Origin of the sequence: Streptomyces sp. NPDC090083 (genome assembly GCF_044747445.1) — a bacterium.
In the GTDB taxonomy this organism is placed as follows: Bacteria; Actinomycetota; Actinomycetes; order Streptomycetales; family Streptomycetaceae; genus Streptomyces.
This window is the reverse complement of sequence record NZ_JBIVED010000001.1, coordinates 149,147-164,720: the sequence shown is the minus strand read 5'-3', so window position 1 is coordinate 164,720 and position 15,574 is coordinate 149,147. Positions and strand designations below refer to the sequence as shown.

The 15,574-nt window shown below is 69.9% G+C and carries 12 protein-coding genes; 8 read left to right on the top strand and 4 right to left on the bottom strand.

Annotation, left to right across the window (positions count from 1 at the left end; all coding sequences use genetic code 11):
* The first annotated feature begins 143 nt into the window (after positions 1-143).
* The 3 genes from ACIPTO_RS00655 (at position 144) to ACIPTO_RS00645 (ending at position 2,880) form a co-directional block, all read left to right on the top strand.
* Entirely contained in the window at positions 144-506 is a 363-nt protein-coding gene (locus ACIPTO_RS00655; protein ID WP_366324533.1) for a bifunctional 3-phenylpropionate/cinnamic acid dioxygenase ferredoxin subunit, read from the top strand.
* Positions 503-1,672, top strand: coding sequence for an NAD(P)/FAD-dependent oxidoreductase (locus ACIPTO_RS00650; RefSeq protein ID WP_401188173.1), 1,170 nt, complete (start codon positions 503-505; stop codon positions 1,670-1,672). The genes ACIPTO_RS00655 and ACIPTO_RS00650 overlap by 4 nt, the downstream gene beginning before the upstream one ends.
* 77 nt (positions 1,673-1,749) lie before the next feature.
* Positions 1,750-2,880, top strand: a complete 1,131-nt coding sequence (locus ACIPTO_RS00645; RefSeq protein ID WP_366324537.1) for an aromatic ring-hydroxylating dioxygenase subunit alpha — start codon at positions 1,750-1,752, stop codon at positions 2,878-2,880.
* A gap of 23 nt (positions 2,881-2,903) precedes the next feature.
* Here ACIPTO_RS00645 and ACIPTO_RS00640 read toward each other — a convergent pair whose 3' ends face one another.
* From ACIPTO_RS00640 to ACIPTO_RS00630, 3 genes are all read right to left on the bottom strand, one after another.
* Positions 2,904-3,650 carry an IclR family transcriptional regulator gene (locus ACIPTO_RS00640; protein WP_366324661.1) on the bottom strand — a complete coding sequence of 249 codons (747 nt, stop codon included), beginning with the start codon at positions 3,648-3,650 and terminating at the stop codon, positions 2,904-2,906.
* 233 nt (positions 3,651-3,883) lie between these two features.
* Positions 3,884-4,558, bottom strand: a complete 675-nt coding sequence (locus ACIPTO_RS00635) for a lysophospholipid acyltransferase family protein (protein ID WP_401188170.1) — start codon at positions 4,556-4,558, stop codon at positions 3,884-3,886.
* Between the two features lie 175 nt (positions 4,559-4,733).
* Positions 4,734-6,716, bottom strand: a complete 1,983-nt coding sequence (locus ACIPTO_RS00630; protein ID WP_401188167.1) for a WD40 repeat domain-containing protein — start codon at positions 6,714-6,716, stop codon at positions 4,734-4,736.
* A gap of 189 nt (positions 6,717-6,905) precedes the next feature.
* Here ACIPTO_RS00630 and betA point away from each other — a divergent pair, with 189 nt between their 5' ends.
* On the top strand, positions 6,906-8,594 hold the full coding sequence (gene betA / locus ACIPTO_RS00625; RefSeq protein ID WP_401188164.1) for a choline dehydrogenase: 1,689 nt from the start codon (positions 6,906-6,908) through the stop codon (positions 8,592-8,594).
* Positions 8,595-8,691: 97 nt separating this feature from the next.
* Here betA and purU read toward each other — a convergent pair whose 3' ends face one another.
* The gene (gene purU, locus ACIPTO_RS00620; RefSeq protein ID WP_401188161.1) at positions 8,692-9,564 is read right to left on the bottom strand and encodes a formyltetrahydrofolate deformylase; all 873 of its coding nucleotides are present in this window, start codon (positions 9,562-9,564) and stop codon (positions 8,692-8,694) included.
* A 220-nt stretch (positions 9,565-9,784) separates the two neighbouring features.
* Here purU and ACIPTO_RS00615 point away from each other — a divergent pair, with 220 nt between their 5' ends.
* From ACIPTO_RS00615 to ACIPTO_RS00600, 4 genes are all read left to right on the top strand, one after another.
* Entirely contained in the window at positions 9,785-11,254 is a 1,470-nt protein-coding gene (locus ACIPTO_RS00615; protein ID WP_401188158.1) for an aldehyde dehydrogenase family protein, read from the top strand.
* A gap of 20 nt (positions 11,255-11,274) precedes the next feature.
* Entirely contained in the window at positions 11,275-12,363 is a 1,089-nt protein-coding gene (locus ACIPTO_RS00610) for a glycine betaine/L-proline ABC transporter ATP-binding protein (protein ID WP_366324548.1), read from the top strand.
* Between the two features lie 479 nt (positions 12,364-12,842).
* Positions 12,843-14,369 carry an ABC transporter permease gene (locus tag ACIPTO_RS00605; protein ID WP_401189648.1) on the top strand — a complete coding sequence of 509 codons (1,527 nt, stop codon included), beginning with the start codon at positions 12,843-12,845 and terminating at the stop codon, positions 14,367-14,369.
* Positions 14,370-14,383: 14 nt separating this feature from the next.
* The gene (locus tag ACIPTO_RS00600; RefSeq protein WP_401189647.1) at positions 14,384-15,349 is read left to right on the top strand and encodes an ABC transporter substrate-binding protein; all 966 of its coding nucleotides are present in this window, start codon (positions 14,384-14,386) and stop codon (positions 15,347-15,349) included.
* Positions 15,350-15,574: the final 225 nt, after the last annotated feature.

Here is a 15,574-nt window from a genome sequence, read left to right as displayed (position 1 = left end):
CTGATGACGCGATGTGTTGCGTAGAAGGCAACGTCCGGTGAGGGCTTCGCGTGGCCTCTGAATGCCTTGACAACGGTTTGGGGCCGCCCTCAAACTGACGTTGCGCTTACCGCAATCCGTTTCGCTATACGCACCGAGGTGTCATGATGATTCCCGCGTGCCTTCTCGTGGATCTGCCGCGAGGCGAGGCCTACCGGCTCGACATCGATCCGCCGGTTTCGGTGTTCCACACCGAGGACGGCGAGGTCTTCGCCATCGACGACACGTGCACCCACCAGGACGCCTCCCTCGCGGACGGCTGGCTGGAGGGCTGCGAGGTGGAATGCCCGCTGCACGCCTCGAAGTTCGACCTGCGGACGGGAGCCGTCGACGCCCCGCCGGCGAAGCGCCCGGTGCGTACGCACGAGGTGCTCGTTCAGGACGGCATGATCTACGTCGTGCCGTCCACAGACGCCCCGAACCTGCCGCCCTGCGTCGCCGCCCGGCTCGCCGGGGGCCCCGCGTGAGGACCGTGGCCGTCGTGGGCGCCTCGCTGGCCGGACTGTCGGCGGCGCGCTCGCTGCGGAAACGGGGCTACGACGGACGGCTCGTCGTCATCGGCGACGAACCCCATCGCCCGTACGACAGACCACCGTTGTCCAAGGAGTTCCTCGCCGGGACCCTCGCCGAGGCCGACCTCGTGCTGGAGACGGAGGACGAGGACCTGCGCGCGGAGTGGCTGCTCGGCGTCCGTGCCGTCGGGCTCCGAGCCGACGGAGCCGAGCGGGTGGTGCTCCTCGCCGACGGGCGGGAGGTGCGGGCCGACGGTGTCGTCGTCGCGACCGGCGCGGTGGCGCGCAACCTGCCCGGCACGGAAGGCCTGGCCGGCGTGCACACCCTGCGCACCCTGGACGACGCCCGCGCCCTGCGGGACGAACTCGCCCTGGGCGGACGGCTGGTGGTGATCGGCGGCGGGTTCGTCGGCGCCGAGGTCGCCTCCACGGCGTACGCCCTCGGACTCGACGTGACGGTGATCGAAGCGGCTCCGACGCCCCTCGCAGGACCCCTCGGCGAGACCATGGGCGGGATCGTCTCCGCCCTCCACGAGGCCCATGGCGTACGGCTGTTGTGCGGTGTCGGGGTCAAAGGGCTGAGCGGGGAGGCCCGCGTCGACGCGGTACTCCTTGAGGACGGGCGGACGGTCCCCGCCGACACGGTCGTCGTCGGTGTCGGCGCGCGGCCCTGCGTCGAGTGGCTGGAGGGCTCGGGCGTCGAACTCGACGACGGCGTCAGGTGCGGCGCCGACGGCCGGACCGGTCTCGCCGGAGTGGTCGCCGTGGGGGACTGCGCCAACTGGTACGACCCGCAGACCGGTTCGCACCGGCGGGTCGAGCACTGGACCGGGGCCCGGGAGCGGCCCGACACGGCCGTGGGCGCGTTGCTGTCGTGGGGTGCGGAGGAGGCGGGGGCGCCGAGGCCGCCGTACTTCTGGTCGGACCAGTACGGCGTGCGGATCCAGTTCGCCGGTCACTCGGCCGGTGCCGACAGCGTGACCGTCGAGGAGGGCACCCCGGGCGACCGCAGTTTCCTCGCCGTCTACCGCAGGGCCGGACAGCCGGTCGCCGTGCTCGCGATGAACCAGCCGCGGCTGTTCATGCGGTGGCGCAAACAGCTTGCCGTGAAGCCGAGTTGACCCTTGTCCACGCCGTCCGGAGCCGCTCTTCCCGGCGTGTGCCCGACCGACCCACGACGTTCTCGGAGGAGTGCACTGTGACCTCGACCAGCCTGCCGGACAGCCTGATCGCCACCCTGCCCGGCTCCTCCTACACGGACCCCGGCATCTTCGCCCAGGAACAGGAGCGCATCTTCGAGACGATGTGGTTCTGCACGGTCCGCGCCTCCGACCTGGCCGCACCGGGCGCCTTCCGGACCGTCGACGTCGGCCGCGAGAGCATCCTGATCACCCGAGCCCGCGACCACTCGGTCCGCGCCTACTTCAACGTCTGCCGGCACCGCGGCGCCAAGCTCTGCACGGAGGAGTCCGGCGAGGTCAAACGCGCTTTCCAGTGCCCGTACCACGCCTGGACGTACGACCTGAACGGCAAACTCGTCGCCGCGCCCAACCTCACGAAGATGCCCGACGTCGGCCGTACCGAGTTCGGGCTCGTGAGTGTCGCGGTGCGCGAATGGCTCGGCTACGTGTGGGTCAACCTGGCGGAGAACCCGCCGTCGTTCGACGAGGACGTCATCGGCGAGGTGGTCACCCGGCTCGGCGACGTGGAGTCCCTCGACCACTACGACATCGACCATCTCTCGGTGGGCAGGCGCATCGTCTACGACGTGCGGGCCAACTGGAAGCTCATCATCGAGAACTTCATGGAGTGCTACCACTGCGCCACCATCCACCCCGAACTCACCGAGGTGCTACCGGAGTTCGCCGACGGCTACGCCGCGCAGTACTACGTCGGCCACGGCGCCGAGTTCGGCGAGGAGGTGCGCGGATTCACCGTCGACGGCTCGGAGGGCCTGGACCGGATCCCGGGGGTGAGCGACGACCAGGACCGCCGCTACTACGCGATCACCGTCAAGCCGCAGGTGTTCATCAACCTCGTGCCCGACCACGTGATCTTCCATCGCATGTACCCGGTGGCCGTCGACCGCACGGTCGTGGAGTGCGACTGGCTCTACCTCCCGCACGTCGTCGAGAGCGGCAAGGACGTCAGCCGGTCCGTCGAACTCTTCGACCGGGTCAACCGCCAGGACTTCGAGGCGTGCGAGCGCACCCAGCCCGGGATGAGCTCCCGGATGTACGCGAAGGGAGGCGTGCTGGTGCCCAGCGAGCACCACATCGGCGCGTTCCACGACTGGGTGAACGAGCGCCTGGGCATCGGGACCCACTAGGGGACCCAGAGCGAGGCTCCGGTTCAGCCCAGGTACCCCATGCGGTGGCTGATCTCCTCGGCCCCCTTCACCAGCACCGGAGCCAGCTCGTGCAGCCGCTCCTCGGTGAACCGGTACGCGGGGCCCGAGGCGCTGACGGCCGCGATGACCGCGCCGTCCCGGTCGCGCACCGGCGCGGCCACGGCGTGCAGTCCGACCTCCAGCTCCTCAAGAGTCCAGGCGTATCCGCGCTCCCGTGCCTCGGCGAGGTTCTTCTCCAGCTTGGTCTTCGAGGTCAGCGTGCGCGGGGTGACCTTCTTCAGGCCGGCCTCCGTCAGCAGCGCGGCGCGCTCCTTGGCGGGCAGGTGGGCCAGCAGGACCTTGCCGCTGGAGGTGGCGTGCAACGGGGTGAGTTCGCCCACCCAGTTGTGCGCGGTGACGGCGCCGGGGCCGCGTACCTCGTACAGGTTGATCGCGTACTGCTCCTGCATGACGGCGATGTTGACGGTCTCGCCGATCTCCTCGGCGAGCCGCTCGCAGACCGGGCGGCCCTGCTGCGTGATGTCGATACGGCCGGTGACCGCGCCCGCGAGCCGCACGATCCCGAAGCCGAGCCGGTACTTCCCGCGTTCGCCCGCCTGCTCCACCAGACCGCGTGCCTCCAGCGCCCCGAGCAGTCGGAACGCGGTCGACTTGTGCACGTCGATCTCGCCGGCCACCTCACTGACACCGGCCTCGCCGCGCTGGGCCAGGATCTCCAGCACGCTGATGGCACGGTCCACGGACTGCACTCCGCCGGACTGCGAACCTGACGTTTCAGTATCTGGACTGTAGTTGCTCACAGCGAAACTATACGCGTAGTGCGCTACAACGTGTTTACGGCGAGGACTCTGATCAGGCTCTTTTGCCTGGTAGGGCGCGGTGCGCGACCCCTCGACGGACGAGAGGTCACCGACGCCCCCCGTCGATGCGCCGCCCGCTGCCGCGCCCGACGCTGTCGCCTCACCGTCGCCTCGGCGCTGCCCTACCGCACAGGGGATGACGCGTCGCGCGAGGACGGCAGTTGGCCGACCGCCTCCTGCCAAGCGGCCTCAACTGCCTTACGTGCCTGGGTGGTTGCCTCGTCGATGTCGCCGGTGAGGTGTACGGGTTCGCCGACGTGGACATGGAGGTCGGGGCGGCGCAGCGGTGCGGTGACGACGCCGGCGATCTGCTTGATCCGACCGCCGGAGACGATCCGGCGGGCACCGGCGTGTCCGAGCGGGACGACGGGCGCGCCGGTGGCGAGTGCGAGCCGGGCCAGACCCGTACGGAAGGTGCCGGGTCCGTGGTCCGCGGAGTCCCGGCGGCGGGGGAGTCCGCCCTCGGGGTAGATCACCACGATCCGCCCGGCGGCGAGCGCCTCCGCCGCCAGATCCAGCGCCGCCGCCGCGCTACGGCTGCCCCGGTGCACCGGGATGTGGCCCTCGCGGGTGAGACGGGGGCCGAGGACGGGGACCTTCCACAGTCCCGCGGTGGCGAGGACGACCGGCTCGACACCCAGCCGGTGCAGCGCGGCCAGGACGAGTCCGGGGTCGGCGAGGGCAGTGTGGTTGGGCGCGACGATGCTGCCGGGGGCGATGGCGCGGGCCGTCCCGGCGGTGGTCACGGTCAGGCGGCCGAGAAGGGGGACGACGGTACGGGCGAAGGTGCTGAGCACGTGGTGCTGACTCTCTGATCTGCTGGTGGGGCCCGGAGTGTGGACGTTCCGTATCGTCACGCGACGGGGCGGCCGGGGGCATGAGTACGCGTACTCACCGCACCGGAAGTACGCCAGCCCGTGGACGGGATGCGGGCGGGAACGGGACGCCTCACCCGCTCCGGCACGGCATGCCTCACCCGCTCGGGAACGGCATTGTGAAGACTCCGCTGTCGTGCCCCACGACCACATCGGGACCCGCGAAGGCCAGGCAGGTGACGGCCACGTCCAGCAGCGTCTGCCGCACGGTGCCGGTCGTCGCCTCCCACACCCGCAGGCCATGTCCGTGCCGGCTGCCGCTGAGCAGGACGGTGCGGCCGTCGTGCAGCATGGTGGCGGCCATGACCGGAGGACCGGCGGTGCCCGTCGAGGGCGGCAGTCCCTCGCCCACCGGCGTTCCGGTGGCAGGGTCCCAGACCATGACCGCGCCGCGGGCGTCGCTGGTGGCCAGCAGGGTCCCGTCGACGGTGGGAACCGCCACGACAGCCGCCACCCGGTGTCCGGCGTCGCTGAGCGCGCGGTCCTTCAACTGCACGGCCGCGCCCGCGTCCCAGGGGTCGTCGACGGCCGGATCCCACAGGTGCACACCGCCCTGGGTGTCCACGGCCGCGACCAGTGTGCCGCCGCCGGAGACCGGGACCGCGGTGATCGAACCGATCGGACGCCCGGAGGGGTTGAGGCGCCCGACGGACTCGCCCGTGGCCGGGTCTCTGAGCCGGACCGCGCCCCGGGAGGTGGCGGTGACGAGGCGGGTGCGCCCGTCGGCCAGGGACACGCGGCACATCCCGGTCACCTCGCCGAGCCAGTTGGCCGCGGGTTCGAGCACGGGCCGTCCGGTGACGGCGTCCCACAGGCCGATCGACCCGCTGTCGCCTCCGCTCGCGAGCAGGACGCGGTCATCGCCGAGCGGCAGAGCCGTCAACGCGCGAACCCGGTCGGCATGCCCCGGCAGCGGGCCGTGGACGAGCCGGCCGTCGGCCGCGTCCCACAGACACACCCCGCCCCCGTCCCCGGCACCGGCTATGAGGGTCGCCCCACCGGGCACGGACACCACCGCCAGCGCGTCGACGCCGCCGGACGCACCCGGCACGGCTTCGGCGAACGCGGTCCTGCGACCCCAGGGCGCGCCGTCGGCCGTATCGAGCGCGTTCCCGTCCTGCCGTGGACCGGCCGGTGCCTCCGCCGCTTCAGCCGGTGCCCCGGCCGTATGCGGACGGGCGCCCTCCGGGCCCTCCACCAGGCCGTCGGCGACGGTCCAGCTCTGTTCGCAGTTCCAGCAGCGGAAATGGCCGGTGAGCAGGGCCAGTTGGCGGGCCCGTTCGGTTCCGGCCCAGTGCGGGGTGCCCTTGGCCGCGACCAGTCCGGCGACCAGGCAGAGGACGGCGGGACCCGGTGTCCCGGCGGGCACGCCCGCCGCCGCGACATCCTGTGCCACGCGCAGGAAGGGTTCCCATTCCTCACCCAGCGCGTCGGCCCGCAGCGCGTCGGCGACCTCGCCCCAGGGATGCCGTCCCTCACGGACGAGGTGCTCCAGATCGGTCAACTCCGGTGCTGCGAACGTCGGATGCACCGGGTCCACGAAGAACGTGAGGATCTCGGTGTCGTGCTCGCACCCGGGACACACCAACTGAAGGTAGCTCTCGCCGGGTTCGACATCCCACAGCGCCGCACCGATGTGGTGACCGGCGAAGGCGACGCAGCTCAGGGCGAGTTGGCCGCACACCCTCGCGGGCGCGCCGACGGTGAGGAGGCTCCGCAGGGCCGCCCGCTCGGCCAGCCGGAGCGCGCCGCCGAACCCCGCGTCCAGATCGGCCGGCACGGCGGGCCTGTCCTCCGCGGTCACGATGTAGCCCAGGTCCACCCAGAAGTCCACGGACTCCTCCGGTGGCAACGCCGCTGCCGCCTCGACGAGATGGGGCAGCGCGGCGTAGGCGCTGTCGGAGACGGTTCCGTCGGCCAGCAGGTCCTCCGTCATGGCCTCCCAGGTCTGCTTCCACCCGACGTCGGTGCCAGCGTGGGCCGTTGAGGACATGTGCGCCAGGAGCAGCCGCACCTCCTCGGCCGACACACCTTCGAGGTCACGCCAGCGCGGACTGTTCAGCGGCAACTTCGCAATCATGGGGTGAGTGTCGCAGCCGGCACCGACAACGGGCGGAGAGGCGGGGAGACGGAGGTGCCGGAGCGCCTCGGGCCGGGAAACAGAGCGGAAACCTGACCTCGCAGGTTGCGTGGCACGCAACCTAGTGCGTATAGCGCTACTCGTATTAGCATGCCTCGCGTATCTACGGCGCGAGCGAGACGAGAGATCATGGCTCCCCTGCAATACGACTTCGTCATCGTCGGCGGTGGATCCGCCGGCTGCGCACTGGCGAACCGGCTCTCCGCGGACCCGGCCCACCAGGTGCTCGTCCTGGAGGCCGGCCGGCCCGACTACCCGTGGGACGTCTTCATCCACATGCCGGCCGCGCTGACCTATCCCATCGGCAGCCGGTTCTACGACTGGAAGTACGAGTCGGAACCCGAGCCCCACATGGGAGGCCGGCGCGTCTACCACGCCCGCGGCAAGGTCCTCGGCGGTTCCAGCAGCATCAACGGCATGATCTTCCAGCGCGGCAACCCCATGGACTACGAGCGCTGGGCCGCCGACGCCGGCATGGAGAACTGGGACTACGCGCACTGCCTGCCGTACTTCCGGCGGATGGAGAACTGCCTCGCGGCCGATCCCGACGACGAGTTCCGCGGTCACGACGGGCCGCTCGTCCTCGAACGCGGGCCCGCCACCAACCCGTTGTTCGGCGCGTTCCTCGACGCCGTGCAGGAGGCCGGGTATCCGCGCACCGCCGACGTCAACGGCTACCGGCAGGAAGGGTTCGCGCCCTTCGACCGCAACGTCAGCCGGGGGCGCCGGCTGTCCGCCGCCAAGGCCTACCTGAAGCCCGTGCGCAAGCGGCCCAACCTCACCGTCACCACCCGCGCGATGGTCACCCGCGTCCTCTTCGAGGGCAAGAAGGCCGTCGGTGTCGAGTACCGCCACCGCGGCACGGTGCGGCAAGTGCGCGCCCGTGAGGTCATCCTGTCCGGCGGGGCGATCAACTCGCCCCAGTTGCTTCAGCTTTCGGGCATCGGCAACGCGAAGGAGCTGAGCGCGCTCGGCGTCGACGTCGTCCACGATCTGCCGGGCGTCGGCGAGAACATGCAGGACCATCTGGAGGTGTACATCCAGTACGCCTGCAAGCAACCCGTCTCCATGCAGCCGTACATGGCGAAGTGGCGCGCCCCCTTCATCGGGCTCCAGTGGCTCTTCCGGAAGGGGCCCGCCGCGACGAACCACTTCGAGGCCGGCGGGTTCGCCCGCAGCAACGAGGACGTCGACTACCCCAACCTGATGTTCCACTTCCTGCCGATCGCGGTCCGCTACGACGGGTCGTCGCCCGCGGGTGGCCACGGGTACCAGGTGCACGTCGGGCCGATGTACTCCGATGCGATCGGATCGGTGAAGATCAGGAGCAAGGACCCGCTGGAGCATCCCGCGCTGCGCTTCAACTACCTGTCCACGGAGCAGGATCGACGTGAGTGGGTCGAGTCCGTCCGGGTCGCGCGCGACCTGCTGAATCAGCCCGCGCTCGCTCCGTACAACGACGGGGAGATCTCGCCCGGGCCGTCCGTGGAGAGCGACGAGGAGATCCTCGCGTGGGTGGCCAAGGAGGGCGAGACGGCGCTGCATCCCTCCTGCACCTGCAAGATGGGGACCGACGAGATGGCGGTCGTCGACCCCGGGAGCATGCGGGTGCACGGGGTGGAGGGGCTGCGGGTGGTCGACGCGTCGGTGATGCCGTACGTGACCAACGGGAACATCTACGCGCCGGTGATGATGATCGCGGAGAAGGCGGCGGACCTGATCCTCGGGAAGGAGCCGCTGGCCGCGTCGGACGCCGTGTACTACCGGCACCGGGACGCCGCCCTGGGCGCTCCGCCCCCGGAGCCCCGACGACCCTGAAGGGGCCTAGGGGGTGTCCGCAAAGTCCTGTCTGACGGCCTGACCGTGCCGTCCGGCGTGTCAAGTCCCGCTCCCCGAAGCCGTATACGGCCCACCCTCACCGGAACACGACCGTACGGTTCCCGTCCACCATCACCCGGCTCTCGCTGTGCCACTTCACCGCGTGCGCCAGCACCTGCGCCTCCACGTCCCGCCCGACCGTGACCAGTTCGTCCGGGTCGAGCGAGTGGTCGACCCGGACCACGTCCTGGTCGATGATCTGGCCCTCGTCCAGTTCCGGCGTGACGTAGTGCGCGGTGGCGCCCACGAGCTTCACGCCTCGGTCGTACGCCTGCTGATAGGGGCGGGCGCCCTTGAAACTGGGGAGGAAGGAGTGGTGGATGTTGATGGCGCGGCCCTCCAACTGCTTGCAGAGGTCGTCGGAGAGGATCTGCATGTAGCGGGCCAGCACGACCAGGTCGACGTCCAACTCCCGCACCAGATCGAGGAGTCGGGCCTCCGCGTCCGCCTTCGTGTCCCTCGTGACGGGGATGTGGTGGAAGGGAATGCCGTACGTCGTCGCCAGGCCCTCGAAGTCCCGGTGGTTGGAGACGATCGCCGGGATCTCGATGTTGAGGGCTCCCGTGCGCCGGCGGAACAGCAGGTCGTTCAGGCAGTGGCCGAACCTGGACACCATGATCAGGGTCCGGGTGGGGGTGGAGGCGTCCCGGAGGGTCCAGGAGATGCGGTGCGCCTCGGCGACCGGGCCGAACCGGTAACGCAGTGTTTTCAGGTCGGCGTGCGGATCGGAAACGTCGAAGTGGACCCTCATGAAGAAGCGGCCCTTGAGCCGGTCGTCGAATTGCTGGCTTTCGAGGATGTTGCCGGAGTTCCGGACGAGAAAGCCGCTCACGGCGTGGACCAGCCCGGCGCTGTCCGGACACGAGAGGGTGAGGACGAATTCGCGGCCAGGGTGCGGTCGAGGGGACATGAGCGGCCTCCGTCGGTGCGTATTGCACAACAAGGTGAGCGATACGCAACATGGTTGAGCTCTGCGCCGCTCTCGGTCAAGAGGCGGCCGGGCAACGGGCCGCATGGTGAAATCGTCATCCGCCAACCCCTTGACGTATGTCTGCACATTCGCCAGGGTGTTCCACCACAAGCAATTCGGTGCACGATGCGCAACGGAATTCGCTCGAAGGGCTCCACACGTGGCAGACCTGTATGTGGACGGAGAATGGCGCGACGCGTCGGCCGGCGGGCACCGTGACATCCGCTGTCCCGCGGACGGTACGCTCACCGCGACCGTGTCCGAGGGAACGCGTCCCGACACCGAGGCCGCGATCGGTGCGGCCCGCCGCGCCTTCGACGAAGGGCCCTGGCCGCGCACCTCCGAACGGGAGCGCGGAGCCCTGCTGTCGCGCACCGCCGACCTCATCGAGCGTGACGCCAAGGAGTTCGCCCGCGCCGAGTCCCTGGACACCGGCAAGCGGCTGGTGGAGAGCGAGTACGACATCGCCGACGTCGTCTCCTGCTTCCGCTACTACGGCGGGATCGGGGGCACCGACGCCGGACGCGTCATCGACACCGGGCGCGACGACGCCGTGAGCCGCGTCGTCTACGAGCCCGTCGGGGTCTGCGGACTGATCACGCCCTGGAACTACCCACTGCTGCAGGCCAGTTGGAAGGTGGCTCCGGCGCTCCTCGCGGGCAACACCGTCGTCCTCAAGCCGAGTGAGCTGACCCCCTCCACGTCCATCCTGCTGATGCGCGCGCTGGAGGAGGCCGGGCTGCCCGCCGGGGCCGCCAATCTCGTGCTCGGCGCCGGGCCCGAGGCGGGGGCGCCGCTCTCCGAGCATCCCGACGTCGACATGGTCTCCTTCACCGGCGGCCTCGGCACCGGCAAGCACATCATGGCCACCGCCGCCGCGACCGTGAAGAAGGTGGCGCTGGAGCTCGGCGGCAAGAACCCCAACGTGGTGTTCGCCGACGCCGACTTCGAGACGGCCGTGGACTTCGCGCTCACGGCCGTATTCCTGCACTCGGGCCAAGTCTGTTCCGCCGGCGCCCGGTTGATCGTCGAGGACGCGCTGCACGACCGGTTCGTGGACGAAGTGGTGCGGCGCGCACGGCGGATCAGGCTCGGCGGACCCTTCGACCCCGAGGCCGAGACCGGGGCGCTGATCTCCGCCCGGCACCTGGAGAAGGTCGAGGCGTACGTCGCGGCGGGCGTCGCCGAGGGTGCCGTGCTGCGCTGCGGTGGCCGACGGCCGGACGAACCCGCCCTCGCCGACGGGTACTTCTACCCGCCGACCGTCCTCGACGGGTGCACGCAGGACATGCGCGTGGTGCACGAGGAGTCCTTCGGACCCGTGCTGACCGTCGAGCGCTTCACCGGCGAGGACGACGCGGTACGCATCGCCAACGACACCGAGTACGGGCTCGCCGGCGCCGTCTGGACCCAGGACGCGGGCAGGGCCCAGCGGGTCGCCCGGCGGCTGCGGCACGGCACCGTGTGGATCAACGACTACCACCCCTATGTGCCGCAGGCGGAATGGGGTGGCTTCGGACACTCGGGCGTGGGCCGGGAGCTGGGACCGACCGGCCTGGACGAGTACCGAGAGCCCAAGCACATCTGGCAGAACATCCAACCCAGGCCGCAGCACTGGTTCCGCGGCTGAACGCCGAAAAGAGGTCGATCGTGACCCCAGCACAGACCGAGGTGCCGCAGCGGCGCGGCACGCCCCAGGACTCGGGCCCCACCCCGGTCATATCCGTGCGCGAGCTGTGGAAGGTGTTCGGGCCGAAGGCGGAACAGGTACCCGGCTCCGAGGAACTGTGCGGGCTCACCCGCCGTGAGCTGATGGACCGCACCGGCTGCACCGCCGCCGTACGCGATGTGAGCTTCGAGGTCTCGCCCGGCGAGGTCTTCGTCGTCATGGGCCTGTCCGGCTCGGGGAAGTCCACTCTCGTGCGATGTCTGACCCGGCTGATCGAACCCACCGCCGGTGCGATCGTCTTCGAGGGCGAGGACATCCGGGACGCGGACGCGAAGCGGCTGCGCGAGTTGCGGCGGCACAAGTTCTCCATGGTCTTCCAGCACTTCGGGCTGCTGCCGCACCGCCGGGTCGTCGACAACGTGTCGTTCGGCCTGGAGATCCGCGGCATGAGCAAGGCCGAGCGCGGCAGACGGGCCCTGGAAGTCGTCGAGTTGGTCGGACTGTCCGGCTACGAGAACTCCTACCCCGACCAGCTCTCCGGCGGAATGCAGCAACGCGTCGGTCTGGCACGGGCGTTGGCCGGTGACCCGGACGTCCTCCTCTTCGACGAACCGTTCTCCGCGCTCGACCCGCTGATCCGCCGGGACATGCAGAACGAGGTCATCCGGCTGCACCACGAGGTCGGCAAGACCATGGTGTTCATCACCCACGACCTCTCCGAGGCCCTCAAGCTGGGCGACCGCATCCTCATCATGCGCGACGGCAGGATGGTGCAGTGCGGGACCGGCGACGAGCTGGTCGGCGCCCCCGCCGACGACTACGTACGCGAGTTCGTGAAGGACGTGCCGCGCGGCGACGTCCTCACCCTGCGCTGGATCATGCGGCCCGCCGTGGACGAAGACGCCCTCGACGGGCCGGAGTTGGGGCCGGACGTCGTCGTGCGCGAGGCCACACGCGCGGTCCTGGCGGCGGACCGGCCCGTCAAGGTCGTCGAGAACGGCAAGCTGCTCGGCATCGTCGGCGACGAGGAGATCCTCGCGGTCGTCGCCGGGCGGGAAGGCGACGCGTGATGACCGTCGCCGTGGAGAAACCGGAGCCCGCACAGCAGGTCGCGGACACCGCACCGGAGGTGAAGGGCGTACGGCGCACGGTGAGCCGGCCGATGATGGTGGCCGCGATCGTCGTCGTATGGCTGGTGCTGTTCGCCGTGCTGCGCGGGAAGCAGACGCTGACCCTGGCCGCGGCCGATCTCACCGGACTGCACCGCTGGTTCAACGACCTCAACGACTCGATCGGCGCCAACCGCAACTCCAACCCGCTCTTCCTCTACTTCTTCAACGAGATCCGGCTGGTCATCAACAACCTGGTGACCTTCGTCCAGGACCTCATCTCCCAGCCGAGCGGCGACCGGCCGGTGCCGCAGATCGGCTGGCTCGGGGTCGTCGGCATCGCCGGCTTCGTCTCCTGGGCCGTCGGCAACTGGCGCGTCGCGCTCCTCGCCCTGGCCGGGTTCGCCTTCTTCGGGCTGCAGGGGCTGTGGCAGGAGAGCATGGACACCCTGGCGCTGACCCTCTCCGCGGTCCTCGTCGCGCTGCTGTTCGCGATCCCGCTCGGGGTGTGGGCGGGACTCTCCGACCGGTTCAACCGGATCATCACGCCCTTCCTCGACTTCATGCAGACGATGCCGACCTTCGTCTACCTCGCCCCCCTCACCCTGATCTTCCTCATCGGCCCGGCCTCCGCCGTGATCGCCACGGTGATCTACGCCGCCCCGCCCGCGATCCGCATCACCGCGCACGGCATCCGCTCGGTACCGGAGACGACCGTGGAAGCGGCCGACTCGATGGGGTCGACGCGGTGGCAGTCGCTGCTCAAAGTGCTGCTGCCGATGGCCAAACGGACCGTGGTCATGGGCGTCAACCAGACGATCATGGCCGCCCTCGCCATGGTCACCATCGCGGCCCTGATCGACGCGCCCGGCCTCGGCAAGACCGTCATGCAGGCACTGCAGTCCCTCGACGTCGGTACGGCCTTCAACGCGGGCCTCTCCATCGTCGTCATGGCGATCGTCCTGGACCGGGTCACCACCGCGTCCAGCACGCGTGCGGAACAGGCCCGCGACTCCAGCGGGCGCTTCCTCGCGTGGCGCCGCCCGCTGCTCGGTTCGGGCGCCGTCGGCGTGGTGGTCCTCGTCTATCTGTCGCACACCTACCTCTGGGCCGCGCAGTTCCCCGGCGACGGCACCACCGGCACCCACATCGCCGACGCGGCCGACAGCGTGACCACCTGGGCGCAGGACAACCTGTCCGGGATCACCAACGCGTTCCGCGACGCGATCACCAACGGACTGCTCAACCCCTTCCAGTCCCTGCTCACCGACTCCCCGTGGTGGCTCGTCGGCGCGGCCCTCGTCGGGATCGGCGCCGTGGTCGGCGGCTGGCGCTCCGGGGTCACGACCGCCGTCTGCGTGGGCCTGCTCGTCGGCACCGGCGTGTGGTCGGACGCCATGACGACACTCGCCTCGACCGTCGTGGCGACGGTGCTGGTGATGGTGCTCGGCATCGCGTTCGGGGTGTGGATGGGGCGGAGCATGCTGGTGGACCGGGTGCTGCGGCCCACCCTGGACGCGGCGCAGGTCATGCCGCCGTTCGTCTACCTCGTGCCGTTCCTCGCCCTGTTCGGCGCGACCCGCTTCACCGCGATCGTCGCCGCCGTCGTGTACGCCGTACCGGTCGCCATCAAGATCACCGCGGACGGGGTGCGGGCCGTGCCCGAGACCACCGTCGAGGCGGCGACAGCGGCCGGGTGCAACACCTGGCAGATCATCACCAAGGTTCAACTCCCCATGGCACGCGGCGCCTTGACCCTGGCCACCAACCAGGGCCTGATCTACGTGCTGTCGATGGTCGTGGTGGGCGGCCTGGTGGGAGCCGGCGCCCTCGGCTACGACGTCGTGGCCGGATTCTCGCAGGGCGAGCTGTACGGCAAGGGACTGGCGGCGGGGCTCGCCATCGTCCTGCTCGGAGTCATGTTCGACCGGATCACTCAGGCGGCCGCGCGCCGAACCCGCGCTTAAAGGAGCACGACACCATGGCACGACACTGGCGAACCGGCGCGGCCGGCCTGGCCGTTCTCGGCCTCACCCTCACCGCCTGCGGCGGGGCGAAGGTCGGCGACACCTCATCGGGATCGAGCGGCGACAGCTCGGGCAAGTGCGGCACCTTCAACCTCGCGGTCAACCCATGGGTGGGCTACGAGGCGGACGCGGCCGTCGTCGCGTACGTCGCACAGCACCGGCTCGGCTGCACGGTCAACAAGAAGGACCTGAAGGAGGAGATCGCCTGGCAGGGCTTCGGCACCGGCGAGGTCGACGCCATCCTGGAGAACTGGGGTCACGACGACCTCAAGAAGAAGTACATCACCGGCCAGAAGACCGCCGTCGAGGCCGGCCAGACCGGCAACAAGGGCATCATCGGCTGGTACGTGCCGCCGTGGCTCGCCAAGGCCCACCCGGACATCCTGAACTACAAGAACCTCAACAAGTACGCGTCCGAGTTCAAGACCTCCGAGTCGGGCGGCAAGGGCCAACTCCTCGACGGGGACCCGTCGTACGTCACCAACGACGCCGCGCTGGTGAAGAACCTGAAACTCGACTTCAAGGTGGTGTACGCGGGCAGCGAGACCGCGCTCATCCAGGCGTTCCGCACCGCCGAGAAGAACAAGAAGTGGGTCATCGGCTACTTCTACGAGCCGCAGTGGTTCCTCTCCGAGGTCCCGCTGAAGAAGGTCTCCCTGCCGACGTACACGACCGGCTGCGACGCCGACGCGGCGAAGATCGCCTGCGACTACCCCGTCTACGACCTCGACAAGATCGTCAGCGCCAAGTTCGCCACATCGGGCGGCCCCGCCTACGACCTGGTGAAGAACTTCCACTGGACCAACGACGACCAGAACACCGTCGCCAAGTACATAGCGCAGGACAAGCTGTCCGACGACGCGGCGGCGAAGAAGTGGGTCGACGCCAACAAGGACAAGGTCGACGCCTGGCTCAAGTAGCCCTGGCGGAACTCCGGTCGACCATGCCCGGTGGGCGGTGCGCGCGGGTGCGCACCGCCCACCGGGCATTGCCGTGCGCAGCCCCCGTACGGCCCTGTCCAGGCCGGTGTTCCGGGCTGTTTCCCGACGTCGAGGACCCCTTGACACCCGCTCCTCGCGCCGGGCACATTGAGTTGCGCAACCTGAAGCATGTTGCGCAGACAGCAACCGGATTGCTTTCGAGCC

What these genes read in the sequence shown, in the direction of transcription:
- ACIPTO_RS00655 (WP_366324533.1), top strand. Translation starts at nt 144, where the DNA reads ATGATGATTCCCGCGTGCCTTCTCGTGGATCTGCCGCGAGGCGAGGCC.
- ACIPTO_RS00630 (WP_401188167.1), bottom strand. Translation starts at nt 6,716, where the DNA reads ATGATTGCGAAGTTGCCGCTGAACAGTCCGCGCTGGCGTGACCTCGAA.
- betA (WP_401188164.1), top strand. Translation starts at nt 6,906, where the DNA reads ATGGCTCCCCTGCAATACGACTTCGTCATCGTCGGCGGTGGATCCGCC.
- purU (WP_401188161.1), bottom strand. Translation starts at nt 9,564, where the DNA reads ATGTCCCCTCGACCGCACCCTGGCCGCGAATTCGTCCTCACCCTCTCG.
- ACIPTO_RS00605 (WP_401189648.1), top strand. Translation starts at nt 12,843, where the DNA reads ATGGACACCCTGGCGCTGACCCTCTCCGCGGTCCTCGTCGCGCTGCTG.
- ACIPTO_RS00600 (WP_401189647.1), top strand. Translation starts at nt 14,384, where the DNA reads ATGGCACGACACTGGCGAACCGGCGCGGCCGGCCTGGCCGTTCTCGGC.